Annotated in this window: 16 protein-coding genes and 1 pseudogene; 12 read left to right on the forward strand and 5 right to left on the reverse strand. The window is 45.5% G+C overall.

Translation table 11 applies throughout. The annotated features are described in order from the left end of the window. Nucleotides 1–6: 6 nt before the first annotated feature. A complete protein-coding gene (locus BWI96_RS09160; RefSeq protein ID WP_106636338.1) occupies nucleotides 7–2,934 on the reverse strand; it encodes a TonB-dependent receptor in 2,928 nt (975 codons plus the stop codon). 707 nt (nucleotides 2,935–3,641) lie between these two features. On the opposite strand from BWI96_RS09160, the gene panD reads away from it, so the two are divergent. From panD to BWI96_RS09180, 4 genes are all read left to right on the forward strand, one after another. Further along, nucleotides 3,642–3,992: an aspartate 1-decarboxylase gene (gene panD, locus BWI96_RS09165; RefSeq protein WP_106636339.1), complete on the forward strand. Its 351-nt coding sequence runs from the start codon at nucleotides 3,642–3,644 to the stop codon at nucleotides 3,990–3,992. Nucleotides 3,993–4,122: 130 nt separating this feature from the next. Further along, nucleotides 4,123–5,124 (forward strand): lysylphosphatidylglycerol synthase transmembrane domain-containing protein, encoded by a 1,002-nt coding sequence (locus BWI96_RS09170; RefSeq protein ID WP_106636340.1) that lies wholly within the window; start codon nucleotides 4,123–4,125, stop codon nucleotides 5,122–5,124. 72 nt (nucleotides 5,125–5,196) lie between these two features. After that, on the forward strand, nucleotides 5,197–5,679 hold the full coding sequence (gene rfaE2, locus BWI96_RS09175) for a D-glycero-beta-D-manno-heptose 1-phosphate adenylyltransferase (RefSeq protein WP_106636341.1): 483 nt from the start codon (nucleotides 5,197–5,199) through the stop codon (nucleotides 5,677–5,679). Between the two features lie 178 nt (nucleotides 5,680–5,857). Continuing rightward, on the forward strand, nucleotides 5,858–6,544 hold the full coding sequence (locus tag BWI96_RS09180; protein WP_106636342.1) for a zinc metallopeptidase: 687 nt from the start codon (nucleotides 5,858–5,860) through the stop codon (nucleotides 6,542–6,544). Nucleotides 6,545–6,959: 415 nt separating this feature from the next. Here the strand turns inward: BWI96_RS09180 and BWI96_RS09185 are convergent. After that, nucleotides 6,960–7,402, reverse strand: a pseudogene (locus BWI96_RS09185) (Rid family detoxifying hydrolase). Nucleotides 7,403–7,432: 30 nt separating this feature from the next. Beyond that, nucleotides 7,433–9,025 carry an amino acid permease gene (locus BWI96_RS09190; RefSeq protein ID WP_106636343.1) on the reverse strand — a complete coding sequence of 531 codons (1,593 nt, stop codon included), beginning with the start codon at nucleotides 9,023–9,025 and terminating at the stop codon, nucleotides 7,433–7,435. 288 nt (nucleotides 9,026–9,313) lie between these two features. Here BWI96_RS09190 and gldA point away from each other — a divergent pair, with 288 nt between their 5' ends. The 3 genes from gldA (at nucleotide 9,314) to BWI96_RS09205 (ending at nucleotide 15,267) form a co-directional block, all read left to right on the forward strand. Beyond that, nucleotides 9,314–10,021: a gliding motility-associated ABC transporter ATP-binding subunit GldA gene (gldA, locus tag BWI96_RS09195; protein ID WP_106636344.1), complete on the forward strand. Its 708-nt coding sequence runs from the start codon at nucleotides 9,314–9,316 to the stop codon at nucleotides 10,019–10,021. Nucleotides 10,022–10,566: 545 nt separating this feature from the next. Continuing rightward, nucleotides 10,567–13,746 carry a SusC/RagA family TonB-linked outer membrane protein gene (locus tag BWI96_RS09200; RefSeq protein ID WP_106636345.1) on the forward strand — a complete coding sequence of 1,060 codons (3,180 nt, stop codon included), beginning with the start codon at nucleotides 10,567–10,569 and terminating at the stop codon, nucleotides 13,744–13,746. Between the two features lie 78 nt (nucleotides 13,747–13,824). Next, on the forward strand, nucleotides 13,825–15,267 hold the full coding sequence (locus BWI96_RS09205) for a SusD/RagB family nutrient-binding outer membrane lipoprotein (protein WP_106636346.1): 1,443 nt from the start codon (nucleotides 13,825–13,827) through the stop codon (nucleotides 15,265–15,267). Between the two features lie 67 nt (nucleotides 15,268–15,334). Here the strand turns inward: BWI96_RS09205 and panC are convergent, their stop codons facing one another. Continuing rightward, nucleotides 15,335–16,174, reverse strand: coding sequence for a pantoate--beta-alanine ligase (gene panC, locus BWI96_RS09210; protein ID WP_106636347.1), 840 nt, complete (start codon nucleotides 16,172–16,174; stop codon nucleotides 15,335–15,337). A gap of 216 nt (nucleotides 16,175–16,390) precedes the next feature. On the opposite strand from panC, the gene BWI96_RS09215 reads away from it, so the two are divergent. The 5 genes from BWI96_RS09215 to BWI96_RS09235 all read left to right on the forward strand — a co-directional run bounded on the left by BWI96_RS09215 (nucleotide 16,391) and on the right by BWI96_RS09235 (nucleotide 23,852). Continuing rightward, nucleotides 16,391–17,200 (forward strand): glycogen/starch synthase, encoded by an 810-nt coding sequence (locus BWI96_RS09215; protein WP_106636348.1) that lies wholly within the window; start codon nucleotides 16,391–16,393, stop codon nucleotides 17,198–17,200. Between the two features lie 159 nt (nucleotides 17,201–17,359). Then, nucleotides 17,360–19,003, forward strand: a complete 1,644-nt coding sequence (locus BWI96_RS09220) for a M20/M25/M40 family metallo-hydrolase (RefSeq protein ID WP_106636349.1) — start codon at nucleotides 17,360–17,362, stop codon at nucleotides 19,001–19,003. Nucleotides 19,004–19,278: 275 nt separating this feature from the next. Continuing rightward, entirely contained in the window at nucleotides 19,279–19,959 is a 681-nt protein-coding gene (locus tag BWI96_RS09225) for an MgtC/SapB family protein (protein ID WP_106636350.1), read from the forward strand. A gap of 83 nt (nucleotides 19,960–20,042) precedes the next feature. Further along, nucleotides 20,043–21,476 (forward strand): hypothetical protein, encoded by a 1,434-nt coding sequence (locus BWI96_RS09230; protein ID WP_106636351.1) that lies wholly within the window; start codon nucleotides 20,043–20,045, stop codon nucleotides 21,474–21,476. A 768-nt stretch (nucleotides 21,477–22,244) separates the two neighbouring features. Continuing rightward, nucleotides 22,245–23,852, forward strand: coding sequence for a Na+/H+ antiporter (locus BWI96_RS09235; protein WP_106636352.1), 1,608 nt, complete (start codon nucleotides 22,245–22,247; stop codon nucleotides 23,850–23,852). A 470-nt stretch (nucleotides 23,853–24,322) separates the two neighbouring features. Here the strand turns inward: BWI96_RS09235 and BWI96_RS09240 are convergent, their stop codons facing one another. Further along, complete coding sequence (locus tag BWI96_RS09240; protein WP_106636353.1) at nucleotides 24,323–26,956, reverse strand: TonB-dependent receptor domain-containing protein; 2,634 nt, start codon at nucleotides 26,954–26,956, stop codon at nucleotides 24,323–24,325. Nucleotides 26,957–26,973: the final 17 nt, after the last annotated feature.

Below are 26,973 nucleotides of genomic sequence, written 5' to 3' on the forward strand. Positions count from 1 at the left end.
GCTGAATTAGAAACTAAGTTGAACACCAAAGACAAACTTTTTGCTGAAGGGATATTTCGTCCCTACTTCGCCCATGCCGGGAACGTCAGGATCAATTCCTGAAAATTTCGTGAGGGTAAATAAGTTATCCGCCGAGGCCGTCAGGCGAAGACCCGCCAGTTTGGCCTTCTGCATGAGTTCTGACGGGAAATCGTAACTCAGGCTAATGTTACGTAACCGCAGGTAATTACCACTTTCAATAAACCGCGAAGAAGGTCGCTGCGAGTTATTATTACCACCCAGCACGTATTTAGGATGCGTAGCGACATCGCCCGGTTGTTGCCAGCGGGACCATCCGTTCGATAAAGCCATCAGGCTGTACCGATCATAAGCTCCGTCACTGTCGAATAACTGGCGGTCGCCGTTGTAAATCATGGCTCCGGTTGAGTAAGTAAAGAAGACGTTCAGCTCCAGATTTTTCCAGGTAAGAACTTCCCGAATCCCGCCAAATAGTTTGGGGTTCGCATTCGTGCCGATGAATTGCAGGGTGGCTTCGTTATAGTTTGTGGTAGAGCTGGTACTACCGTCCGTATTTCGTTTTTCCCAGGTGGGGCTACCCGTTTGTGAATCCACGCCGAGCCAGCGACGGGTGTACCAGCTATTCAGCGGCTGATGCAGAGCAAAGGGGCGTAAGCCATTCGCAACGAACGTGCGATCGCCGTAAAGCTCTGTTAACTCATTGCGATTCATGCCTGCGTTTACTTCCATGAGCCATTTAAAATCCTTTTTCTGGATAATGTCGCCCGAAAGAACGAGCTCCAGACCCCGGTTACGAACGGCTCCGATGTTTTCGGTGATGTAGGCATAACCACTGGTTCCCTGCAAAGGCCGATTAAATAAAAGATTATTGGTCAGTCGGTTATAGACATCGGCGGTGATCGAAAGGAGTTTCCATAGCGTTAGATCTACCCCCAGGTTAGCGTTATTGGAGACTTCCCAGGAAAGATTCGGATTTTCGATGCGAATAGGATAAGCTGAAGGAACGCCCGCGTATTGATCCGTCAGATCATATAAACCCTGAGCGGCATAGTCACTGATACCGTCGGCGTTACCCGTGGTTCCATAACTTGCCCGAAATTTCAGTAAGCTAATGGTTTGATTATTACTTAGAAAAGCCTCGTTACTGGCGTTCCAGGTTAAGCCGACGGCGTAGAAATTCCCGAATTTCTTACTTCGGCCAAACTTGGAAGAACCGTCCCGCCGGAAAGAGGTCGTTACGATATATTTGTCGTTGTACCCGTAATTAGCCTGAAAAAGATAGGAGGAAAAGGCGTTATCGGTCTTAGTTCCTTCGATGCTTTCGGGCTGGGAGGTCGCATCCAGAATGTCGAGACCCGAGTAAATACCCTTACCCGTTGCTCCGAGCGATTGGTAATAATAGGTTTGGTATTCATAACCCGCCAGTCCGTCGAGGCTGTGACCACCCGCAAACTCATGTTTGAAGCGTAATAAATTGGAGGTTAATAACGTGTAATTCCGACTATTGAACTGACTCAGACGGCCCTGCACGTCGGCAGCACTATTGCCACGGGCATCCTGGCTACTTTCACTGTAATAAATGCTGGTCTGGGCCCGATTGGTTGTAGAAAGCGTTAGCCAGGGTAATAATTCATATTCAGCTTTGAAAAGCAGATCGCCTGCCAGGGTGTTTTCATTGAATTTTTCAAACTGCTGGTTATAAATGAAGTTAGCGTTGTCGCGTCCGTACCAGCGTTTGGCCCCGGTTATAGGATTATAAGGCTGACCTTCGTAATAAGGATCGTCGTAAGGCAAATACGTGTATGCTCCGTACAGCGAACCACCGCTGTTGTCGTACCCACGGGTATACGTTCCGGCGGCATTAACGGTGAAATGCAGTTTATGGGTTACGTCATGGTTGAAGTTCAGCCGTGCTCCGAAACGATCCAGACCCGTTTCTTTCAGAATACCTTCTTCCTGATAATAGTTACCACTCACAAAAAATCGACTCTTTTCTGATCCGCCCGAGGCGTTGAGTTCGGCTAACGTATTAGAAGCCGTCCGAAAAGCCTGATCAAACCAGTTGGTATTCGCATTGGCTTCGGGAGTAGGCAAGAAGTCATTCACATTCTGACCGGGGCGGTCGCGTTCAAAAGCCTGTTTTTGCAGAGCATATAATTCCGGGCCATTCATCAACCGGAAATTTCCCAGACTCAACTGACCCACGCCTTTATTGAAGCGGGCGGTTACTTTTGTTTTTCCCGCTGCCCCGCGACGGGTAGTTACAACAATGACGCCATTGGAAGCTCTTGCTCCGTACAAAGCGGTGGCGGAAGCATCTTTCAGGACCGTAATGGATTCAATATCACTCGGGTTCGGAATGCCACCGATAACGCCGTCTACCACGTATAAGGGGTCAGAGCTGGCCGTAAGCGTCCCCACCCCGCGGATGATGATCTTGGGAGCACTTCGTGGATCCCCCGAGTTAGTTCCCACCTGCACTCCCGCGGCTTTTCCCTGTAGCATCTGTGAAACGCTGTTGGCCGTTACATCTTTCAGGTTCTTGGGCGTGATCGCCTGAGCCGAACCCGTCATGTTTTTCTGCGTCGTGGAGCTATACCCCATTACCACAACTTCATTCAGTTGCGTATCTGATTTTTGCAGGGAAATGTCCAGCGAAGTGCGATTTTCGACTGCTACAGACAACGTCTGGTAACCCACCGAGCTGAATTCCAGCGTAGCTGCCGAACTGACCTGAAGCGTAAACTGACCGTTGGCGTTAGTCGTTGTACCCTGCGTGGTGCCCCGAACCAGAATATTTACACCCGGTAAAGGCTGTCCGGTATCGTCACGAACGGTTCCTGAGAGTGATAACTGCTGAGCGTAACTGCACAGACTTATCATCAGCCCAAGTAAAACAAGGGAGAATTGTTTCATGGTTTTAAGTAGATCAGTGAATAGAACAATCAGAAAAATTGGGATATAATCTTCCCCTTAAGCACACTTCTGGATGGGCTTGGTAATGGTACATTTCAAGTACGGAGGCGTGAATGCTGCAGACAGTCAGCACCAGGGTGAAAGCGGAGATACCCATCAGAGCAAAGTTCTATGTGTATCTCCGGTACTAATTAAATAAGGTTTAGAGTAGAGTAATTTCCCGCATTAGTTTTATTAATAACAAAGCAAATGAATGGCAATTGTCAGGTGTTTCTGCTATGAAATTACGAAGCAAAAGACGGAATGCAATAGGCTCTGAGAGCTCAGAAACGGCGAAAAGCAGCTTCTATGAATGTGCAAACGTTTGTTATGGGATGAACAACCGTTTGCACAAATAATAATAATTTTTCTATGCCTACGCTAAGTACGAAGTAGGATTTGGTTATAATCTGGCTGTTTAAGAACTTCCTGAAATAATAGATCTGTTTTAAGAAGATAATGCAGAATAATATTTGGTATCAGTGATTTAAAATAGGTTTTAGAAGGGTTAATGAATGGACTTTTTATAAATAGGTTCTATTTGATATTAATTTGACTGAATCAAAGTGGATAAGGTCTTTTCTTTAGGCGAATGACTATTCCTGAAAAACTTTACCGAACTTTGCCGGCCCCTGACGCGTTTGGGGGTTTGGAAACAATACACACGAATGTTCCTGACTATTATGAAATCAAAGCTTCACCGCGTTCGGGTAACGCAGGCGGAGCTGAATTACGTAGGTAGCATTACCATTGACCAGGATTTAATGGAGGCTGCTAACCTGCTGGAAAACGAAAAAGTACAGATTGTTAATAACAACAATGGCGAGCGTTTTGAGACATACGTCATTGTTGGCGAACGAGGAAGTGGGACCATTTGTCTCAACGGAGCCGCTGCTCGACGGGCCCAGGTGGGAGATATTATTATCATCATGGCTTATGCTCTGATGACGCCCGAAGAAGCAAAAGTGCATAAGCCAACGGTGGTATTCCCAGATGCTAACAATCGTTTGGTTAAATAAAAAGGAGCTTTTCAGCGAAGAATCTTTTCTTCTGATCATGAAAAGACCGCAAGAGTTTTAGGGCGAGGTGATTCGGAAACGGGTCACCTCGTTTATTTTTGCCGGAACCTGTCGATAGTAATTAAGAACAATGAAGAAAGCACTTCAATATTTAGTATTTGTAGGCCTGGCTGTGGGCTTGATCTGGTTTGCCATTCACTCCGGCACCATTAACCCGCAGCAGCTTTGGGCGGATGTTTCGCAGGCCGATTTTCGCTGGGTTGGATTAATGATTCTACTAACCTTTGTGGCCCACGGTAGCCGGGCTGCCCGTTGGCGTATTCTGCTGGAACCCATGGGGTATACACCTTCGTTCTTTCACACCAATACGGCTGTCTGGCTGGGGTATTTTGCGAATAACCTCGTCCCTCGTCTGGGTGAAGTAACCCGTTGCAGTTCGCTCTACAAAAGCGATGGTATTCCCATTGAAAAGTCTTTGGGAACGGTCGTTACCGAACGGATTTTCGACGTGGTTTCTCTCTTTTTATTACTAGGCCTGAATCTCCTGCTGGACTTTAACCGATTACTGACATTCATTCAGGGGGCAACTTCGTCTACTCCAGAATCGGATTCGGGCGTGCCGGTGTTGATCTGGATTGTATTAGGAATCGTTGTGATGGGAGGAATAGCCGTCTTCTTTCTTTGGGAACGTCTGCTTCAACTGGCTGTTGTTCAGAAACTTGCCAAGGCAGGCCAAGGGCTGTTATCGGGGTTATTAAGCATCCGCAATCTCCGTCAGCCGGGCTGGTTTCTGTTTTATACCTGCATGATCTGGGGCATGTACTGGCTGATGGGTTACGTTTTGTTTTTCGCCATTCCCAAGTTTGCTGATCTGTCGCCGCTGGTCGCCCTAACTACGTTAACGACCGGAGCCTTAGCCATGATTTTGCCTACACCCGGCGGCGTGGGTTCGTTTAATGCGTTTGTAGCTTTTGCCTTGCATTCCATCTATCAAATACCCGAAGCTGACAGCGGTACTCTGGCTACCTTTATCCAAAGTTCGCAAATGATCAGCACCCTGGCGATTGGCTTAGTGTTCCTGGTTGTATCGCTTTTAACGCGGTCTAGCCCGAAAACAATTGCTGAGGAATAGTTATTATAGAGTTAATTAAGGAATCAGAATCGTGATTTAATCCACGAGTATTGTCCATAGAAAGCAAGCCTTATGAATACCGCTTCCAAGATTAAAACCGTTGCCGAAGCCATTCCCCAGTTAGTAGAGTGGAAAACGAGCGGCCAGAAAATTGTCTTTACTAACGGTTGCTTCGATATCGTTCATTTGGGCCATGTGGATTACCTGGAAAAAGCCCGCAATCTGGGGGATCGTCTGGTACTGGGATTAAACACCGATGCATCGGTTTCCCGAATCAAGGGACCACTTCGTCCAGTAGTTAATGAGTATGCCCGTGCCCGGTTGATTGCTTCTCTGGCTTTTGTGGATACTGTCATTTTGTTTGATGAACCCACGCCAAAAGAGCTGATTGAGGCCATTAATCCTGACATTTTGGTCAAAGGCGACGATTACAGCGTAGAAACTATCGTTGGTTCGGATTTTGTGTTAAGTAATGGAGGAGAAGTGAAAACGATACCCCTAGTACAAGGTTTTTCGACTTCTTCGTTAATTGAGAAAATCAAGAATAACTTTTGATGAGTTTGAAGAAGTTTGATAGAATCCCGGGTTGGATATAGTTGGAGAAAGTATAATCTAGTTGGCTAACTTTCTGTGATTGATTCAAACGTTGTTACATTAGAATCAAACCACTCAAACTTCAACCAAAATCAAACCCTCAAACTCAAGCAAAGCAAGTTAATAAATCACTATAACTATGGCAGGAGCATATTTAATTGGTATAGTCGTGATGATTGTCAGTTCGTTAGTGAGTTGGCGACTGCGAAGTAAATTCACGGAATACTCTCAGGTAGGATTGGCTAATGGCCTTTCAGGAAAAGAAATTGCTGAAAAAATGCTGCATGATAACGGCATTTACGATGTTCGGGTGTTATCCGTAGAAGGACAGTTGACGGATCACTACAACCCCGCCGATAAAACGGTAAATTTGAGTAATGACGTTTATTACGGAAGAAGCGTTTCTGCCGCCGCCGTAGCTGCTCACGAATGCGGTCACGCTGTACAGCACGCAACGGCTTATAGTTGGCTTCAATTCCGAAGTTCAATGGTACCTTTCCTGAGTATTGCTTCCAGTTGGATGCAATGGATCATTTTGGCGGGTATTTTTTTACTCAATACCACACCCATTCCGTTAGCTATTGGGGTAGCTTTATTCGCAGCCACCACGCTGTTTAGCTTCATTACTCTTCCCGTTGAGTACGATGCATCGAACCGGGCTTTGGCCTGGATTGAACGCACCGGGACAGTAACTCCTCGGGAACACACGATGGCGGCGGATGCCCTGAAATGGGCGGCTCGCACCTATGTAGTAGCTGCCATTGGTTCTTTGGCCACTTTACTGTACTATGTTAGCTTGTTAATGGGTGGTCGCCGTAATGATTAATCCCTGAGGGAGCTACCATAAAAAAGTCTGACTCGTGAGGGTCAGACTTTTTTTATGGTTTTTCGTCGATAAAAAGAGCTTTGGCATAGTATTTTAGTTATGTGAAGAATACTATCAGACGAGCTAAAGACGTTCATTGATATTATAACCATTCAATACCGTAAAAGCCATGAATTATTCCTTCGCTACTCGTCGCTTATTTATCAAACTTGGTTTAGTTTTTAAACCAGTTCGAAACACCAAAGTTCTTCGTAAGCCTAGCTTACCGATGAGTGTTTCGGGAGATAAGTTCTTTAACGATTGGAAACTTCTTAACGGTTAGGAAAGGCTTTTGGCCTTAGCCGAAAGAAAGAAACTTATAAATTATAAAAAAGACGACTGGCTAGATCCCAGCCGTCTTTTTTTGTGACCTCTTTTATTTCATTCGGGCAGCGATAACCGTAATTTCTACATTTGCTCCGGCAGGTAAATCAGACACACCGACGGTGGTACGAGCGGGATAATTACTTTGGAAGTACTTTCCGTAAAGTGTGTTGATTCGTTGAAAATCGGACAAATCCTTGACGTAGATGGTCGTATTAACAATGTTGTATAATCCAGGTGGGCGGCTTTGAGAATGGCTAAAATGTTCTCCATAATCTGAGGAACTTCGGCTTCTACGCCACCCGTTACCAGCTTTTTAGTGTTCGGGTGAATTCCGATTTGTCCGGCAACGAACACTAGACCATTGGCTTCCACAGCCTGGCTGTAAGGACCGATGGGGGCAGGGGCCATTTCTGAATGATGAATTTTCTTTTGAGCCCAGGCAAAGCTGGAATACCCAAGAATAGACGTAATCAGAAGCAAGCGACGAATCATACGTTCAGCGTTATAGGGAAAGAATAAAAATTACTTCGCCAGTTTTGAATGCTGACGGCCATAACTAAAGTAAATCACCAGACCAATAATAAGCCAGGCCACAAACGCCCCCCAGTTCAGAATGCCGAGTTCGGTCATCAGGTAGAGGTTGGTAAGAATGCCTAAAACGGGAAGTAATGAAAAGTTATAACGGTAACTCATCACCGAAAGCGTAGCAAAAACCAGCCAGAATACGAATAACAGCGGTTTCTCTTCCATCGCCAGTACAAAATGACCCGAGTAAATGGCAAAGGCCAGGGCAATTACAAAGCCAATTCCTACGATAAATTTCCCGTTCACGTAAGGCACTCGAAACTTGGAATATGTGCTTAAGCCCTGATAATCCATGTACAATACCCCGCCACAAACCAGGATAAACGCGAAGAACGTACCCACGCTGGTCAGGTCAATGAAGAAACCCATGTCGAAAAACATGGAAGGAATGGCAACCACAAAACCGGTTACAATCGTAGCAAACGAAGGCGTATGAAATTTGGGGTGAATTCTGGAGAACATGGGCCATAACAGTCCATCGCGGCTCATCGTCATCCAGATACGGGGCTGACCTAACTGATACACTAATAATGCACTGGTAATGGCAATTACTGCTGATACGGAGATAACCCCGGCGATGAAATCAAAACCTACTTTATGGAAAACATACGCCAGTGGATCGTCAACGTTCAATTCTTTATAATGCACCATTCCCGTTAACACCAGCGTGATCAAGACGTACATAATCGTACAGATAATCAGACAGTAGATCATCGCCCGCGGCATGTCGCGTTGGGGATTTTTACATTCTTCGGCGGTGGTTGAGATCGAGTCAAATCCGATGAAAGCGAAGAAAACGGCGGCTACTCCGCTAAGCACACCACCCACGCCGTTCGGGGCAAAGGGCGACCAGTTTTCGGGTTTTACATAAAAAGCTCCGGCTCCGATGACCAGTAGAATAACCGCCATTTTCAGAGCTACAAGCATATTACTCACGTTCTTGGATTCCTTAATACCGATGTAAACCAGAGCGGTAACCAAGACGGTAATCAGACCAGCGGGAAGGTCCAGAATCAGCTTTATGCCGCCCAGGGTAGGGGCCGAAGCCTGAGCTGCCTCGCTGGCCGAGAAGGGATTGGAGGTCAACCAGTCAGGAAGATGAAGACCGAAGCCCGCCAGCATGGAAGTAAAATATTCCGACCAGGAAATGGCAACTACCATGTTGGAAACGGCGTATTCCAGAATCAACGCCCAGCCGATAATCCAGGCGAAAATTTCACCGAAAGACACATAAGCGTACGTATAAGCACTGCCCGAAACCGGAACGGTCGAGGCAAACTGAGCGTAACTTAAAGCCGTAAAAACGCAGGCAATCGCGGTAAAGACGAAAAGTAAGGAAACGGCAGGGCCGCCGTCAAAACTGGCTCGACCGATGGTACTGAAAATCCCGGCTCCGATAATAGCCGCAATTCCCAGCGAGGTTAAATCCCGAACACCGAGGATTTTGGTCAAGCCGTGTGACTCGCCCGTGGCGTCGTTGTTCAGAACTTGTTGAATTGATTTTTTACGAAAAAGGGAGTCGTTGGCCACGGCTGCTAAAGGTGTTTCGTGATAAGGTATATGGGAGCACTCGACTGTTTCAATGCCTTAGGGTCTGAAAATGAACCTATTCTTTCCAGAAAAAGTAGAAAATTGCTCGCGACGAAGTGAATATTCAGGTAAAAATAGGTAATCCCGTTAAGCATTCAAGACTGGAGGTCGACGAAATGCCGAGATTCTGGGAATTGTGGAAAGATATATCAGTTTTTCCAGGCTTCGCGTTTTACTTTGCATCCTTAATTGATTTAGAGAACATTCCATTTACTAGAGCCTTCTCGCGTGTCTATTCTTGTCAAAGATCTAACCAAAATATACGGTCCGCAAAAAGCAGTGGATCAGCTCAGTTTTGAAGTGAAGCCGGGCGAAATCGTCGGTTTTCTGGGCCCTAACGGAGCTGGAAAATCCACAACTATGAAAATTGCTACGGGTTATCTGCACCCTACCAGTGGAACGGTGGAAGTGGCGGGCTATGACGTTACGCAGCATTCAATGGACGTTCGGAAGCATTTGGGATACCTGCCCGAGCATAATCCGCTGTACCTGGACATGTACGTAAAAGAGTTTCTGCGATTTGTTGGCGAAATGTACGGATTGAAAGGGGAGGTACTGACGCACCGGGTAAAAGACGTAATTGAGCAGGTAGGCCTGGGGCAGGAGCAGCATAAACGCATCGGGCAGCTCTCGAAAGGCTATCGACAACGGGTAGGGCTGGCTCAGGCTCTGGTACACAATCCGCAGGTATTGATTCTGGATGAGCCCACGACGGGGCTAGACCCGAATCAGCTCGTGGAGATCAGGTCGGTTATCAAGGCTATTGGTCAGGAAAAAACGGTATTATTTTCAACGCATATCATGCAGGAAGTAGAAGCCATCTGTGACCGGGCCATTATCCTGAAACGCGGAAAACTAGTGGCGAACGATACCATTGAATCGTTGAAACAAACGGGAAAATCGCTGGAAGCACTGTTCCGTGAATTAACTGTATGATACAATAACTATTTACTAAGTGGAAAGCCTTTCTAAGCCAGAAAGGCTTTTTTTGTTGTTTATGCGTTTTGGTTGTTAGGTTTCTATAGGTCTGTATTATTGCTTTTAATTTAAAAAATGCCTTTAGATTGGTTTTTAAATGATGCATATGTTTAAATAATTATACAATTATTCTAAAAAGAGGTTTAAAAATATAAATTAATGGATTAGAATAATGTGTAACTATATATGTTCATTTTAGATTTTTATTCTGTGTAAACGTATTTATTCTGTGTTATATGTAATGAAAATCAATATTTACTGAAATATTATTTGAAAATAGATGATGTTGTTGTAATATTGACTTGCATTCGGATGTGTTTGTAGTCGCAACGTCTTTCTTCCATTTAGTTTTAACCAAAATTATGCAACAATTTTATATTAATTCTCTGCCTCTTCTAAGTTAGGCTTCTTCTCTTTTTCTGCTTTGATTTTCTGATTCTGCTTCTCAGGTGAGAAGTGGGCTGACTCCTTATTTTCCACTTATAAACGAGTAGCATATACTTATGAAGAAACGTTTATCTTTTTTATTATTTCTGCTGACTAATCTCTGGTTGCAAGTATCCGCTCAGGATCGGCAACTGACCGGGCTGGTTACTTCGATAGAAGATGGTCAGCCGTTGCCCGGAGTTTCCATCTCGGTGAAAGGAACGAACAAAGGCACCACGACCAATGGAAACGGGGCCTATCAGCTCAACGTGGGATCTGGTAGTGTTCTAGTTTTTAGTTATGTAGGTTTTGTTACGAAAGAAGTTAATCTGGGTAACGAAAGTGAGCTAAATGTCTCGCTGCAAATGAGTGCCAGCAGTTTAAGCGAGGTAGTGGTAACCGCTTTGGGTATTGAGCGAGATAAAAAGGCCTTAGGCTATAATGTTCAGGATTTAAAGAACTCAGAAATTACGCAGGCCCGGCCTACCAACCTGGTCAATGCTCTTTCGGGGAAAATTGCGGGTATTCAGGTTACAAACTCGAATGGCCAGCCTGGAGCCTCTTCCCGGATTATGATACGCGGAGCGAACTCCATTGGTGGTAATAACCAGCCTTTGTTTGTGGTGGATGGTATTCCCATTGATAATGGAAGCTACAATACAGCCGCTAATGCTTCAGCTACTAATACGAATAACGTAACGGTAGACTACGGAAACGGAGCTTCTGCCATTAACCCTGATGACATTGATAATATTTCTGTACTGAAAGGAGCAAATGCGGCGGCTTTGTATGGATCGCGGGCTGCGAATGGAGTTATTTTGATTACTACCAAATCAGGAAAAGGCTCCAAAGGAATTGGTATCTCAGTAAATTCCAACGTGACATTTGATCGTCCGTTTCGCCTCCCGGACTGGCAAAATGAGTATGGACAGGGATTTGGTAAATTAAATTCCGATGGAACCTACGGCGGCGGCGTTTTTGAATATGTAGACGGCAAAGGTGGTGGAATAAATGATGGCGTAGATGAAAGCTGGGGTCCTAAAATGGACGGGCGACTCATTGCTCAGTTTAATTCACCTATTGATCCGGCAACGGGTAAACGTATTCCAACTCCCTGGGTAGCTCATCCTGATAACGTAAAGAATTTCCATGAAACGGGTTTAACCACAACCAATAACGTAGCCATCACAGGTGGCAGTGATAAAGGGGATTTTCGCTTATCTTTTACCAATTTGTATCAAAAGGGGATGTACCCCAACACCAATTACAAGCGGAAAAACCTGTCATTTAACGCGGGCTATAATCTGACTCCGAAACTACACGCCAGAGCTGCCGTAAACTACATCAAAGACGGGTCGGATAACCGTCAGAACCTCAATCTCTACTGGATCTGGTTTGGCCGTCAGGTAGATCTGGAAGACCTGAAGCAGGATGTGGTGCCGGGAACAGATCCCAGCCAATGGCCTGTACAACGAAACTGGAACTCCAATTACTGGAATAACCCCTATTACGTTTTAAATCGTCAGACGTATGCCAACGATAAGGATCGAGTGGTAGGGAACGTGCAGTTAACGTATCAGTTATTACCCTGGCTTAAAGTAATGGGTCGTTCGGGTACTGATTTCGGGATGGATCGACGCATCACTAAACGTGCGAAGGGAGTAGGACTGGTTAACGGTGAATTTGCGGAGGATAATGTATACGTTCAGGAAACGAACACGGATTTCTTAGTGACGGGTGATCGTAAATTCGGTGATTTTCAGGCTACGGTCAGTGTCGGAGGGAACCATCGTTACAATTATTTCCAGCGGGATTATTTACAGGCTCCTGAGTTAAGAATTCCTAACCTGTACAACATTGCCAACTCTGCGGTACGTCCAAACGTTTACAATCGTAACACGAAGAAAGTGGTTAACTCTGTCTACGGACAAGCTAGTTTCTCCTTCCGCGATTACCTGTTTATGGATCTGACGGCCCGTAATGACTGGTCTTCCACATTACCCGCCAATCCTAGCTATTTCTATCCTTCCATTTCTGGAAGTGCGGTCCTGACGGATGCTCTCAATTTGCAGTCTCCAGTGTTGTCTTATCTGAAGGCTCGTGCCGGTTGGGCTCAAGTAGGAAACGACACGGATCCTTATGCAACCCAGCAGGTATACCAGGCTGAAGACGCCTGGGGTTCAGTTACTACTTTCTCAGAAAACAACTTAATCTATAACAGTAATCTTAAGCCAGAAATGACGAAGGCTTTTGAGGCTGGGATTGAAACCCGTTTGTTTAAGAACTTAATCAACCTAGAAATTACCTATTACGATAAGTCTACGTCTGACCAGATTTTACGGGCGAACGTTCCTCAAAGCTCTGGCTACTACAACACGGTAATTAACGGTGGAAAGATTCGTAACTCAGGTATTGAAGTTGAACTCTCTGCTTCACCGATTAAGCTGGACAACGGTTTTCGCTGGGATGTAACCGTGAACTATGCCCGTAACCGCTCTGAAGTAGTGGATTTAGGGGGGCTTAGCAGCTACCAAATCAACACCGGATCTTTGTTGCGTAATGTCATTCTGGAAGCTCGTCCTGGGTATGCATACGGAAATTTCTACGGTACCTATACACGTCGTGCTCCTGACGGACAGGCCATTATCGATGCTAGTGGTTATCCTGTTATGTCTTCCGACCGCAAAGTAATTGGCAACATTATGCCTAAATGGACGGGAGGTCTTCAAACGGCCATTACTTACAAAAACTTCTCGGTTAGCACCCTGTTCGACATGCGTTTCGGCGGTCAGATTTTCTCGCAGGGGATTAACATTGGTCGTTACACAGGTGTGCTGAAAGAAACCTTACCCGGCAGAGAAACAGGTAATATCGTAGCTCCTGGGGTTACTGAAACCAAGAATGCAGACGGCTCAACCACTTATACCAAGAATACGAAGGCAGTCGTACTTCCCGAAAACTATTACCACAATTTCTATAATCGCAATAATAACGAGAACTACATGTTTGACGCCAGTTACGTAAAGTGGCGTGAACTGCGGATAAGCTACACCATTCCTAGCCGTTGGGTTAGCAAAACACCCTTCCGTAACATTACAGTATCGGCAGTAGGACGAAATCTCGCTCTGTTGTACAGTAACGTACCACACATTGATCCTGAAACCAGCTATTACGGAGACGGAAACGTTCAGGGCTTCGAGAATGGTAACCTGCCTTCAGCCCGGAGCATTGGATTCAATGTCGGATTCGGTTTGTAAAAGGGAGAAAACGTATTTCAAAATCAGGAAATACTGGGAACTTATTCGAATTAACAGTACTCGAAACATCGTATTTATATGAAATTTTTCCATAGACTTTCGTACTCAGCGGCCTTAATAGCAGGGTTATTTCTGGCAAGCGGTTGCGAAAAAAACTTTGATCTAATCAATACCAACCCTAATGATCCTACTTCTTTACCACCCGAATTGTTGATGCCACACGGGATTCGCGTAGGCGTGAATACGATTTGGGGTGGATCACTCGGACAGGACGTAGGATCGGGATGGTCTCAGCACTGGGCTCGTATTCAGTATACGGAAATTGATCAGTACAACTTCACTACGGATGTACAAGACACGCCCTGGCAAAACCTGTATATTGAAGCGAATGCTGATTTCGAGAAGATTATTGACTTGGGTAAAGCGGGTGGGAATGAAAATTATCAGGCCATTGGTTTAATCATGCGGTCATATTTCTTTTCCCAGTTAACGGATATTTACGGCGACATTCCTTACTCGGAAGCATTGAAAGGCACCAAGGGTACCACTTACCCTAAATACGACGCTCAGAAAGATGTCTACGCGGGATTAGTGAAAGATTTAAAAACCGCCAGTGAGTTAATTAATACCAAAACGGTGAACACCGCCGCAGATTTAATCTACGGAGGAGACATGACCAAATGGAAAAAATTTGCCAACTCCCTGAGCTTGCGTTTATTGAACCGGATGCTTGCCAAGTCGGATGCTCCTATTGATGTAAAAGCTGAAATGACCCGCATCTTGAGTGACCCCACGAAGTATCCGGTGATGACTGCGGTGAGTGATAATGCGAAACTGGTGTATCTAACGGATGCTCCCAACAACAACCCGATCAATCAGAACCGTAAAACCAGAGATGATCATCGGGTTTCGAAAACACTCACGGATAAACTGCAAGCTCTGAATGATCCTCGTCTGGCGGTTTACGCCAATAAAGTCAACGGAGCTTATGTGGGCGTTCCCAATGGCTTATCTAATACGGAAGCCGGGGCACTTGGGTTAGCCAAGACTTCTAAAGTAGGGGATTATTTTGTAGCGGCCACTTCGCCTTCGGTTCTCATGACCTTTGCTGAATTGAATTTCATTAAGGCCGAAGCAGCTCTACGGGGTGTGACGGCTGCCGGAACTGCTGAAACAAACTATGCGGCGGGAATCAAAGCCTCTATGGATCAGTATGGGTTGAGCATCCCTTCCACCTATACTACTACCTTGAGCTCTGATACTAATCAGGCAATCAATCAGGTTTTAGAGCAAAAGTGGATTGCTTTGTTCGGTCAGGGTATAGAAGCCTGGACGGAATTTCGTCGAACGGGCGTTCCAGCTCTCAAGGCTCCTGCCATTAATTACAACAGCAACATGATCCCTACACGTTTACCTTATCCTTCTTCGGAAGAGAACCTAAACGGTGCCAATATGAAAGCGGCTTTAGCTAGCATGGGAGGAGGTAATACCATGCAACTTAAACTCTGGTTTGCGAAGTAATTTTAAAAAGAGTTCTGTTTAAAAATCAAAGCCCGGCACTCCACAAAAGTGCCGGGCTTACTTCGTATTAGGCATTTACTAATACATTATCAATCAGTCGAACTTTCCCCAAGTGTGCTGCCAGACACAACGCAGCGGGTTGTCCAGGAGTATAAACTTCCAGCGGAAGTAAGTTTTCGATATTGGCTACTTCAAAATATTCCAGACTAAATGCGGGCTGCTCGGTAAAAGCGTGAAGTAAGGCTGCTTTTACCTGGGATACGCTCAGTCCGGCCTCCAGGGCACGTTTGGCGTTTTGTAATTCCGCCTGAATGAACGGAGCCAAAGCCCTTTCTTCTTGCGTTAAGTTGCGGTTGCGGGAAGACATGGCCAATCCGTCAGCTTCCCGAACGGTAGGAGCAATGATTAACTCAATCGGGAAACTCAGGTCATTAATCAGCCGACGAACGATGAGACATTGCTGCAAATCCTTCTGCCCAAAATACGCCCGCGTAGGTTGCACCAGGTGGAAAAGTTTGGAAACCACAATGCCTACGCCATTGAAGTGACCGGGGCGAAAGGCCCCTTCCAGCACTCGTTCCAGCGGACCAAAGTCAAAAGTCATAACTGGAGCGGAGGGATACATTTCCTCGGCTGAGGGAGCGAAAATGACATCGCATCCGGCGGCTTCCAGCAAGGCAGAATCCTGCTCCAGAGTGCGGGGGTAACGGGCTAAATCGTCAGCGTTATTAAACTGAATGGGGTTTACAAAAATGCTACAAACCACCCGTTCATTTTCCGCTCGGGCTTTTCGGATTAATTGTAAATGTCCTTCGTGTAGAGCTCCCATGGTGGGCACAAATCCGATGGATTGGGGCTGCTGGGCGAGAAAGGAACGTAACTCGGCAATAGTAGTAAAAAGATGCATGGACTGCAATAAATTTCAAAAGTGCGTATGCCTGAAGTCCTGAGAGTCAGGTTTAATGAAGAAGTGAACTCATGAACAGGGTACAAAAGTTCAGCTCGTCAAAAACTTGCAAGTATAGTTTTTTATAAATTAATTCATGGATTTTAGGCGTTTTTTTTATATTTTTGCAAGCGAATTTGGAATATCCTTACCCATTTCGTAAACTCTTGAAGCCCCATGAGTAAACTCCGGATTTTGTACGTTGCCAGTGAGATCAATCCCTTTCTTCAAATCACAGACGTTGCCGAATACGTGCGAAAACTTCCCCAGGCTATGCAGGAGCGGGGCATGGAAATCCGAATACTGGTTCCTCGTTTTGGACTGATCAATGAGCGTAAAAATCGCCTTCATGAAGTCGTTCGTCTCTCCGGGATCAATATTTCGGTAGGCGACGATGAAAAACCACTGGTGATCAAAGTAGCGTCCGTACCAAGTGCCAAGTTGCAGGTCTACTTTATTGATAACGAAGACTATTTCCACCGGAAATCAGTGTTCTTCGATAAAGATGAGAAATTCTACGAAGATAACGACGAACGTGCCATTTTCTTTTGCAAAGGCGTCATTGAAACGGTTCGTAAATTAGGCTGGTCACCCGATATTGTTCACTGTAATGACTGGATGACGGCTCTGATTCCCCTGTATCTGAAAACAACGTATCGGAAAGATCCGATGTTCAAAGATACCAAGTCAGTGTTCTCGGTTTATAATAATTCATTCAATTATAAATTTACCGAAGAATTACTCGACAAAGTAAAAGCACTCGACATTAATGACGACATGCTTTTAAGTCTTAGTTCTTTAGATTACGATGGCTTTATTAAAATCGGAGTTCAATACGCTGATGTAGTAATTAAAGCCGTTGAAGATTACAGCGAAAGCGTTAATCAAATCCTGAACGATAATCCTGAGAAGAAGGTAGAGTTACCCGAAGAACAGGAAGAAATGTCAGACAAGTTTTATTCACTCTATACGGAGTTGATGAACTAGAAAGAAGGGTTGATCTCCTATACAGGCAAAGCCGCCCGTCGTCACGAACGACGGGCGGCTTTTTTATGCCCCAAACCCAGTGCTTCGGCTATATGCGGGGCTTTTTGTATCTTGCCTTTTCCGCTTTGTTTAGATTTCCACTCAAGCACTTTATCACGCATGATTAAAAAAATCGTTGGGCTGTTCAGCTGCGTTCTTTCGCTGACGGCTTCCGCCCAGATTCCTGAACCTATTTTAAATGATCTTTCCAGTGTTGATTCCAACCGGATTAAAGCTCATGTCGCCTACTTAGCTGACGATCAATTGCTGGGCCGGAAGGCCGGTTCGCCTGGGTATAAAATGGCCGTTGATTATGTCGTAGAGCAGTATAAAAAGATGGGTTTACAGCCCGCTGGAGAGAAAGGCGGATATCTTCAGGAAGTGTACCTGCGAAACTCAAAAATTAACCCTGCCACGGCGGCCTTAACCCTGACTTTGCCTTCGGGCGAGGAGAAACAATGGCAATGGGGCGTTGATTATGTGTTCACGCCACATCCCGAAAAAGAATCCGTAGACTTCAATGCTCCACTGGTTTTCGTTGGGGCGGGTTTTGATACACCACAAATCAATTTTGAAGATTACCGGAATATTGATGTGAAAGGAAAAATCGTCGTCGTTTTGCGTAAAATTCCGGAAGATGCGGCGGCCAACGTGAAACTTCACCTGAATTATCCGGCTACGGCTCAGGCCTTTGCAGCCAAACACGGAGCTATTGGTGTGCTGGTTTGTAACTACACGAACAACCCGGTCGTTTTTAAAACGTCAGCAACGAATTATAGCCTGAATGGCATCAATGCATCGGTTTCAAAATCCGGCGAACGGGTAAGTTCGGCGGCTGCTTTGGGAGGAAAAATTCAGGTAGCAGGGGGCCTTTCCGTGCAGGCTTTGCAGCAACTCATGCAGGCCGAAAACATTGCTCTGGATGAACTCTGGCTAAAATTGGAACGGGGCGAATACGTAAGTCGACCGCTAAAAAGTAAAGTGAAAGGGCATTATGAGAGCAAATTTACTAATCTGCTGAGTTACAATGTCATCGGGAAAATTGAAGGTTCTGACGCGAAGTTGAAGAAAGAATATGTCATTCATTCTGCCCACCTGGATCACCTTGGGGTAGGAAAACCCGTTAACGGCGATTCCATTTACAATGGGGCTCACGACAATGCTTCGGGCGTAGCCTGTGCCCTGGAAATTGCCCGAATGTATGCGAATCTGAAGGAAAAGCCCAAGCGTTCATTGTTGTTTTTGATGGTAACCGCCGAAGAAATGGGCTTGCTGGGCTCGGGGTATTTTACGGCTTTTCCAACTGTTCCCCAAAAACAAATCGTAGCAGATATTAACACCGATATGCCTACGCTATTAGCTCCACTGGAATCGGTTGCTCCGTTGGGAGCTGAACATAGTAGCCTGTTAACAACTGTAGAAAACGCCGCCCAGGCTCTGCATTTACAGGTAGAAACCGATCCTGATCCCAGCGAGGGTCGCTTTGTGCGGAGTGATCAGTATAATTTCGTGAAAGCAGGTATTCCGGCTTTACACATTAAATACGGTTATGCGAAAGCAAATCCGGCTTTGAATCTGGCTGAGAAGGTGAGAATCTGGCGGGATGCCCATTACCACAAAGTTTCTGACAATCTAAACGATTCGTTTGTATGGTCAGCCGGAGTTACATACGTGCAGGTTAATTTTCTGGTTAGTTACCAAATTGCTCAAAACCCAGTCCGACCAACCTGGAATAAGGGCGACTTTTTTGAAGTCAGAAAGTAATCTTAAGGTTAATAGTTTCCCTATGCCCACTGCCAGCTTTTTCGCTGGCAGCACTAGTTTCTAAGGGAGTTGAACTTGGTTAACATTTCATTCATTGTCATAGGTATCTTAAGTGGGGTTACATTAAAAAGACAAGCGTAGCCCGGCCAGTTTTTTCACTGGCAGCACTAGCGTCTGGGAAACATGAACCTTTTTTACTCAATTGGGATAATCCAGTAAAGCTAAGCCATTACTGGTCTGATCTTTTCCGTTCTTTCTGTAAAATCAGAGCTATTATGATCGAATGGACAACCGTAGTTACACGCATTGCCGTGGCAGCTTTGTGTGGTGGATTGGTAGGAATGGAACGCGAACGCAAAGAATGGACTGCTGGCCTACGCACCCATATGATGGTTTGCGTAGGTTCCTGTCTGGCGATGATGGTATCTACGTATGGTTTTGAGGATGTTCGGGGTGTTGAACACGTTTCGCTGGACCCTTCGCGGGTGGCGGCTCAGGTCGTGAGTGGGATTGGCTTCATTGGGGCAGGTACAATTCTGTTTTTAAGAAACGAAATTATACGGGGGCTAACTACTGCGGCTGGCTTATGGACCGTTTCGGCGGTAGGGTTAGCTGCGGGAGGAGGCATGTATTTCGCGGCTTTTCTAACTACTATTACCATACTGTTTATTTTATTGGGATTAAAGCCTCTGCAAAAACTATTCTTCACCAAACATCACCAGCAGGTGATCAAAATAAAAGCAGAAGCTGGGCCAGCAGTACTAGATCAACTGCAACAGGTTCTAACGGATCAGGGAGTTACGATTTCTTACCTAAGCACTGAGAGAAAGTCGAAAGAGGTAATTATTTATTTGAAAATCAAAACCTTGGCTTCCGGTCAGGAAATGTTTGGGTTGATTCGTCAGATTCAGACCTCTCCACTGGTTAAAGATGTCGTCTGGCATGAAAACGGATAAGGAAATTCAGAAAAAGCGAGTTGAACCAACAAATCGCAAGTTTCGTACGTTGAACTTATACCGAACATACCTTCCTTGACTACATGAAAATACATTCATTAGCCTTATTTATTTTATTAGGAGTAACTCCCCGCGTTGATACCTGTACGAATTCTTCCGAGCAAACTACGCAGTATACAGCGGCTACTTTTCAGCCCGTCAATGCCCTGCGGTTGACGAAACTAAGTTTGTCCGAAATTCCTGATTTCGAAATGCCCAAAGGTTCTTTCTGGGCTGCCATGAAACTCTCGCCGGATAAAATCGACCAACAAAGGGCGTTTGTATTAAAAGGAAATACCTTTTTTCCCATTCGGACACTGGTTGAAAAAGAGGCGTATCAGCAGATTACGAATGCTCAGGGCAGAGCGTTTCTGAAGACCCTCCCACCGGGAACTGGATTGTATGAAATGCTAGGTGATGATGATTTATGCAAAAGCCAGGGGGCCTTACACGGGTTATGGACGAATCCAGTAACGGTGACGCCCGTTGATGTGAAAAACTACCTCATGGGCTGGTGGTATTCAAGGGCGGAAAATTATGGGTGGGGAAACGCCAGAATCATGTTCGATCTTGATTTAGAGGGTTTTCCAGCAGCCTGGAAAAACAATCAGGTTTTGGCGGAAGGAGTGAAGCTATTACGTCAGGAACATCCTAACGTTGAATTTGGAATGTATGCTTCAGGGATGGGTAATCTGTACCCGGAAGGGAATGGCGACCCTGCTAATCCTTACGGCCAGATCGGCGGCACTTCCCGTTATAATCTGTATAAGCAAAATGGATTTACCTACTTCGAGATGATGCCTTATGCCCATTACGAGGAAGTATTAATTGGGCAGGGAAAACCCTATGCTAATTTTCAGGATTACGCTAAACGCAGCAGTTTGCACATAAAGAAATGTCTGGAATGGCTTGATCCCAGAGCTCCTTATGCTGCTGATAAAAATTACCGGGGTTTCAGCTGGGTAATGACGCGTTACGAAGGGGGAGGATTGGAAATGATTGCTCCCCACATCTGTGAATCTTTACCATTATTGATGCTAGTAAGCGGAGCTGCCCGCTCGGGTGGAGGGCTATGTAACTGGAATCCGGGCGTAGACTTAAATGCTGCTGATTATGCTCTGGAAGCAGGAAAGTGGCGGGCTTCGCAGTTTAACAAGTTCTGGGAAAATCCGAAAACAGAGTATAACCTACACATCGAATTTTCACTGGACAACGGCGAAACCTGGACCAACGATATTGAAAACTGGCAGGCGAAAGCTCAGAAACTAGGCATCAGTTGGTTTGATTATATGTATAAAGATCCCAATCCGATGGGTGTTCGAGCCGCAGTGCTGGATAATAAGTTAGTAGTAGTAGCCGCCCATCGTCCTGGTCTGGAAGAAGGGAAAGTCCAGAACATCCTGTGTCGTTATAAAAACAAAACCTGGAAAATGAGCCTGCCGTATCATCAGGTAGTGGCTGGAACGGTTACGCTTTAGAGTTTTGAGCGACCGTCGCTACGGTTTTCAGTTTTGAGTTTTGAGTTTTGAGTTTTCAGTTTTCAGTTTTCAGTTTTCAGTTTTCAGTTTTCAGTTTTCAGTTTGGGAAGGAAAAACTTATAAAGGTAGGCAAGACGTTTGGATATCGAGACCCTAACCCCGGAGGGGTTCAATAGGGGTAGCCCCGGGTAAAACCCGGGGTAAACGTTGGAAGGGCCCATACGCCAATCTTCCGCCTTGGCTGGTGTCCTCACCAGCCATTACTAAAAGCCTGGTAGTTGGTGAAGACACCAACCATGACGAAGTTTTTGAGTTTACAATCCCCAATAACAGGCGATTATTCATGTAGAGATGCGATGAAGTCGCATCTGGGTTAAGAGACGGTTAGTGTTACCGTAGGGATTATAAATCCCTTACAGAGGGCTTTCGGATTACAAATCCGAAAGAGCGTAGACCTCTTTAGGGGTAAGGCTTCCTTTTCAACAATATGCCTACTTACATTTCTCTATAATCTGCAAATGGAGGTTATCAATCTGAAAAGCATACCTCATCAACCCAATTATTCTCACCAGTTTACATTAACAATGCAGGCCAGCTTTGATAATTGTATCAATTTATACTAAGGTTACTCTGCCAGCATTTAGGTCTGTTTCTTTAGACCACAATAAAAAGTAGTAAAGTAAAAAACATGCGGAACTTTCAGGTGACGACAGGTCTTGTATAAATACCCTTCCAATAGTTTATACCTTCAGATTACCTTTTGTTTCCATGGAGATACTTGAACCTATCTTAATCTTAATGGCTATCCTGGCAGGTCTGTCAGCTCTGGCTCCCAAACTGAAAGTCCCTTACCCAATTGTGCTGGTTATTGGTGGACTATTAGTCGGAATTACGCCTAGTTTACCTAACGTTCGCCTCGAGCCGGACGTCGTCTTTCTAATCTTCCTGCCACCTTTACTATACGAAGCCAGCTGGAAAATTTCCTGGCAGGAACTGAAAACCCACCGAAAACCCGTTTCCAGATTAGCCATCGGGTTAGTTTTTTTAACAACCTCGGTTATTGCCGTTGTGGCTCATTACTGCATTCCCGGCTTTAGCTGGCCGCTGGCTTTTGTGCTCGGAGCCATCGTCTCGCCACCCGATGCGGTAGCCGCTACCAGTGCCACCAAGGGATTAGGATTACCCCGCCGAACTACAACAATTCTGGAAGGCGAAAGTCTGGTGAACGACGCGTCTGCCCTAATTGCGTATAGGTATGCCGTAGTGGCTGTTGCTAGTGGAACCTTCGTGCTCTGGCAGGCCAGTATTCAGTTTTTTATACTAGCCATTGGTGGCGTTCTGGCCGGTTTGGCCATTGGTTACGCCTTCGTCTGGGTTTTTCGGAAAGTACAGGGCAACGCCACAGTTGAGGCCAGCCTGAACATCATGATTCCCTTTGTATCCTACCTTTTTGCCGAACACATTAAGGTATCAGGCGTATTATCTGTTGTGGCGACGGGCTTGTTTGTTTCCTGGCGTTCGTCGGAAGTGTTCTCTTTTCAGGGACGTATTCTGAGTAATAACTTCTGGGAATTGCTGGGCTTTCTGCTCAATGGATTCGTTTTCATTTTAATTGGGCTACAGCTCCCCTGGATTTTACAAGATATTCCCAATCAATCGCTAGGTACCCTGATTCTTTATGGCTTATTAGTAAGTGCTGCGGCCATTTTTATTCGTATGGCCTGGCTGTTTGTTATCGCCAAATTTCCCTTTGAGTTTGGTTATCGAAACGGAGCCAAGCAAAGCAAGGGCGAGTTATTCATCATTGGCTGGGCTGGCATGCGGGGCGTGGTTTCTTTAGCAACGGCCCTGGCTTTGCCGTTAACCCTGGCAAATGGGGAGCCCTTTCCCAATCGTAATATTATTCTCTTCATTACCTTCATCGTAATTCTGGTAACGCTCGTTTTACAGGGACTTACCTTGCCTTATTTTGTGAAGCGACTGAAAGTCAGTGAAGACCCTGATAAGGAAGCTGCTCTGGAGCGAAAACTTCGTCTGTATATGGCTCGCTCGTCCATCCAATTTATTGAGCAGGAGCTGCCAAAACTCATTGATCAGGAGGAAATTGGTGCTGGACTACGGAATCGTTTTGAACAGCAGATTCGTTATTTATACGGGTCCATTCCGACGGATGGCGTAGAACCTTCGCTGAAAGAAAAACGGGAGAAATTCAAAAAGTATATTTTTGGAGAACTGGAGGTGATCAACTTCCAGCGAAATCAAATGGTCGAGTTAATCAAAGAAAATAAATTTCCCGAAGAGTTAGTCCGAAAACTGGAAGGTGAACTTGACGTCTGGAATGTTTCGGTACAGAGTCGATTGAAGATTATGAAGTAGTGAGTGATGACCATCAGAACTGATGTTTTCATCTCCGTTAGCTTCCCCAAAGTTAATAACTTTGGGGAGGTTTTTATGTATAGATTGGTAATCTATGAATTTAGGAAGCTATCAGATTAAACTCAGAGAACAGTCTTTGGCAGGGTTGAATGATAGTGGAAGAATCAATGGACAGGTAAAAAGGAAAGTAACACCCCCTGGCCTGTCATCTCGACCGAAGGGAGAGAGCTTCTGTCGAATGAGATAGTGCCAAGGTTAGTAAATTTTCCTTATGACCGCTAGAAGTTCGCAAAGTCGTATGAAATTCTTCGTTCGCTCTGAATGGCAGAATAGTAGCAAGAAAAAAAACGCTCTGGCCTACTAAATGCCAGGTAGATAAGGTATTACTTTTCCAGAACTTAGTACCAACAGTAAACGCCCCCAGCACAGCCGGAGGCGTTTGACGTCAAACTCTATGTATAAAAAAACGACTATTGTTTAGGGGTAGAAACGGGAGGTTTGTTACCCGCGGGAGCACCGCCCGCAGAAGCTGCTCCGCTACTGCCTGAGCCCTGAGTATTGTTCATGTCGGCACCACCGCCGTCACTTTTAATGTCATCGTTTTGAATCGACTTCGTTTTCTTACGGGGAGCCTGGATATTCATTTTTCCAATTTTATAACTGAAGGTTAAGCGAACGCCACGATTGTACATGTACATATCGCTAACCTGAGTAAACTGAGGCGATGTAAGTTCCGTACGCATCCGAATGTTGGAGGTCAGGAAGTTCTCGGCTGCAATACCAATACTTCCTTTCTTGTTCGCGAAGTCTTTTTTCACACCTAAAGAGTAAAATCCAAAACCAGCCATTCGACCTTGTAGCTGTACCTGAGGACCTTTCATCATCCCGAAGGCCTGTAGGCCCCAGCCATTTTTGAAGGTACTCTGAATACGACCTCCCACGTCGAAGTTAACTCCTGAATTCTTCACGTCAAGGGATAATCCGTCTACGCCTGTGGTAGTACCTTTCAGTTGAGTATAGAACGTATTAGTGAATAAGTCAAAGCTGAAGCTGGAGCTCACGTCGTATTTGGCGAAAAGGTTGATTCCGGCAGCGTGTTCCGAACCAATATTCTGATACGTCGTCAGGATGGCACCGGCAAGTGTATCCAGTGGCGTCCGAACCTGGGTAATGGAGTTGTTCGTTATCCGTCCAAACAGGGCTGCATTAATGTAAGCTTTGTGAATGGTTTTACTTAAAGCTAACTCCACGTTATCCGTTAATTCAGGACGGAGCAAAGGGTTACCCATCGTGATATTCTGGGGGTTTGCTGCGTTGAAGTTAGGGTTCAGCTGCTGAATACCTGGACGCTGAATCCGGCGGTTGTAAGCCAGTTTAATCATCGAGTTATCTTTCAGCATTTTCGAAAGATTCAAACTCGGTACGAAGTTACTGTAGTTGGGAATAGCAATGCTGGAACTGGTATTCGACTGAGCGTCAATGACGGTATGCTCGAAACGGGTACCCGCTTTAATCGTGATTTTATTCTTTGTCGTATACGTGTAAGAGGCGTAACCAGCAGCGATATTCTGACTATAATCAAGGAAGCCAGAGGGATTATTTTCCTGTTGATAATAACCACCCGTTGGGCCCGCCAGGAGGTATTCATAGTTACTGTTCACCTTCCGCATGATGCCTTTCAACCCAAATTCCAGCATCTGATTTTTCTTAATTGGCGTCTGGTAATCCGTTTGCAGAGTAAACTCCTGGTTCAGGTTATCGTTCAGGTTTCGTTGACGACCCGTTAATTCATTGACATTTAATAAATTAGCATCGAAGTTATTAATCAGGTCATTACGGCTATACAGAGCAGAAATACTCCATTCCTGTTGAGGCTTGAACGTATGGATGTAATCCAGGTTCATATCAATCGTGCCGGAGTTATTTTTAGAAGTTACGTCTCGATTCTTTACGGTTCCAGCTACACCGTTGGTAAAGATTTGAGTCATATAATCCTGGTCAGTCGTCCGGTTGCGAACGCCGTAATTAATGCCCGCCGAAAGGCTCTGGTTTTTCGAGATATCAAAATCCCAGCCCAGACTATAACGGCCCATTAACCCCCGGTTCATACCATCACCCGTCTGACGGGTAAGGATTGAATTATTATCAATGATGCTAGTCTGATCCAACGAAGAGCGGGTTTTTACATTATATTCTGCCCGACCAAAACCACCGAGTGTAAAGCCCATTTTGCCCGTTCGATAATTTCCGCGTAAACCCAGCATGGAGCCCCGGTTACCCACGCCCGTATCGAGGTTCAGGTTAAAGCCCTGAAGGTTATTTTTCTTGGTAATGATGTTAATAATCCCGCCAGAACCTTCGGCATCGTATTTGGCGGAGGGAGAAGTAATCACTTCCACCGTAGCAATTTCGTCGGAAGGAATTTGCTTGAGAGCGTCGGCTACGCTACCAGCCACGATGGTGGAAGGCTTATTGTTAATCAACACCCGAATGTTACTACTTCCACGCATTGAAACATTCCCATCCAGATCGACGGATAGCATAGGGACTTTCCGCAGAATGTCGGAAGCATCGCCACCTTTGGAAGTAATATCTTTTTCAGCGTTATAAACGAGACGGTCTACCTTCTCTTCAATCAGAGCTTTTTGCCCGGTAACGGTTACTTCCTGTAAAGTCTTCGAATCAGATTTTAACCTGATAACTCCCAGTGCCAGTGGACCGCTTACGGTAACTGGGTCAATCCGTCTGCTTTCGTATCCTACAAAGGTTACTTCTAAGCGATACCGTCCGGGAGTAACGTTACCAATGGCAAACTGGCCTTTGCCATCGGCTACAGTTCCGGTAATAAGTTGATTGGTTTGTCTGTTATACAGAGCTATGCTGGCGAATTCAACGGGTTTGCCAGAAGTAGAATCTACGAGAGAACCCGTTACCGTAGGGTTTGTCGTAACTAGTGGAGCGGGTGTTGCCGTTTGTGCCGAATCCTGAGCAGTGGTTTTCAACGAATCAGGGGCTGGGGTCACCACCTGAGCGGAACTCTGACTGAAACTGGCAAGTCCAAGCAGAGCCGAAAGTAAGATTGAAGAAATATAGTATCGTTTCATCGCTTTTGTCGTACGGG

Source organism: Siphonobacter sp. SORGH_AS_0500 (assembly GCF_002838835.1).
Taxonomy (GTDB): Bacteria; Bacteroidota; Bacteroidia; order Cytophagales; family Spirosomataceae; genus Siphonobacter.